The following is a 2,311-nucleotide window of genomic DNA, read 5'->3' as shown; positions in this document are numbered from 1 at the left end:
ACACGAAAATCACAAAAACTTTTTGCGCTTTTCATGTAAGCCCTATTCTTGCGAATAAGTCTCCCACGTATAGCCTATTGCTCTACTTTCTATCAGACAATCTGTGTGAGCACTTCACAAAAACACTTCAATGGTAAGGAGGTGATCCAACCGCAGGTTCCCCTACGGTTACCTTGTTACGACTTCACCCCAGTCATGAATCACAAAGTGGTAAGCGCCCTCCCGAAGGTTAAGCTACCTACTTCTTTTGCAACCCACTCCCATGGTGTGACGGGCGGTGTGTACAAGGCCCGGGAACGTATTCACCGTAGCATTCTGATCTACGATTACTAGCGATTCCGACTTCATGGAGTCGAGTTGCAGACTCCAATCCGGACTACGACGTACTTTATGAGTTCCGCTTGCTCTCGCGAGGTCGCTTCTCTTTGTATACGCCATTGTAGCACGTGTGTAGCCCTACTCGTAAGGGCCATGATGACTTGACGTCATCCCCACCTTCCTCCGGTTTATCACCGGCAGTCTCCTTTGAGTTCCCGACCGAATCGCTGGCAACAAAGGATAAGGGTTGCGCTCGTTGCGGGACTTAACCCAACATTTCACAACACGAGCTGACGACAGCCATGCAGCACCTGTCTCAGAGTTCCCGAAGGCACCAAAGCATCTCTGCTAAGTTCTCTGGATGTCAAGAGTAGGTAAGGTTCTTCGCGTTGCATCGAATTAAACCACATGCTCCACCGCTTGTGCGGGCCCCCGTCAATTCATTTGAGTTTTAACCTTGCGGCCGTACTCCCCAGGCGGTCGATTTAACGCGTTAGCTCCGAAAGCCACTCCTCAAGGGAACAACCTTCAAATCGACATCGTTTACAGCGTGGACTACCAGGGTATCTAATCCTGTTTGCTCCCCACGCTTTCGCACCTGAGCGTCAGTCTTTGTCCAGGGGGCCGCCTTCGCCACCGGTATTCCTCCACATCTCTACGCATTTCACCGCTACACATGGAATTCTACCCCCCTCTACAAGACTCTAGCTGACCAGTCTTAGATGCCATTCCCAGGTTAAGCCCGGGGATTTCACATCTAACTTAATCAACCGCCTGCGTGCGCTTTACGCCCAGTAATTCCGATTAACGCTTGCACCCTCCGTATTACCGCGGCTGCTGGCACGGAGTTAGCCGGTGCTTCTTCTGTCGGTAACGTCAATCGTTGATGATATTAGCATCAACGCCTTCCTCCCGACTGAAAGTACTTTACAACCCTAGGGCCTTCTTCATACACGCGGCATGGCTGCATCAGGCTTGCGCCCATTGTGCAATATTCCCCACTGCTGCCTCCCGTAGGAGTCTGGGCCGTGTCTCAGTCCCAGTGTGGCTGATCATCCTCTCAGACCAGCTAGGGATCGTCGCCTAGGTGAGCCATTACCTCACCTACTAGCTAATCCCATATGGGTTCATCCGATAGCGCAAGGACCGAAGTTCCCCTGCTTTGCTCCTTAGAGATTATGCGGTATTAGCTACCGTTTCCAGTAGTTATCCCCCTCTATCGGGCAGATCCCCATACATTACTCACCCGTCCGCCGCTCGTCAGCGAGAAGCAAGCTTCCCCTGTTACCGCTCGACTTGCATGTGTTAGGCCTGCCGCCAGCGTTCAATCTGAGCCATGATCAAACTCTTCAATTAAAAAGCTTGATGCTCAAAGAATGTCTTACTGACCGTAACGTTCTTTTGTTCGGCTAACTTTGTCGGCTTCGCATCGCTTACCCTCGCCGTACCTAAGTACTGTCTCGGGTTATCTCTGCTTGCCTTCGCGTTATCCTTCCAAAATAAGCGTTACTACCTTATTTCATATATATGAATTAACGTGTTAGTCACTCTTCAAGACTTAAAATCAAATATTTTTTTGATAGTGTCCTGTGAGTGCCCACACAGATTGTCTGATAAATTGTTAAAGAGCGTTGCAGCATTTCATATTGAAATTTGACCTTCTGGGTCGTTGCTGCGAGGAGGCGTATAATACGTTTTCCTCCGTGAGAGTCAAGCAATTTTTTGCTTTTTCTTTTCAGAATCTCTCGCTGCCGTTTCAGTGTTCACCGCGCTTTGCGTTGTCTTGTTCCCAGTCAGTGGATGCGCATTATAGGGAGTCAGAAAAATCTGGCAACCCCTTTTTTGCATTTTTTTTTCGTTCGCGTTTTTTTTAGCCAAAAAAGAAGTTATAAGCTAAATTGCACCCGATGATTGACTATTTCAGAAGCAATTTGTCCTTTACTCACGTAATATAGATATCCAAGAAATAAGATTTGAGATGAATTATGGAATT

The 2,311-nt window shown here is 48.3% G+C and carries 1 rRNA gene; it reads right to left on the bottom strand.

Annotated elements, in window-relative coordinates:
- Nucleotides 1-134: 134 nt before the first annotated feature.
- Nucleotides 135-1,674: ribosomal RNA gene (locus tag ACH4S8_RS45075) — 16S ribosomal RNA — on the bottom strand.
- Between the last annotated feature and the right edge of the window lie 637 nt (nucleotides 1,675-2,311).

It is taken from the genome of Streptomyces sp. NPDC021080 (assembly GCF_044333225.1).
Lineage (GTDB): Bacteria > Actinomycetota > Actinomycetes > Streptomycetales > Streptomycetaceae > Streptomyces.
This window is presented reverse-complemented; position numbering and strand designations above follow the sequence as displayed.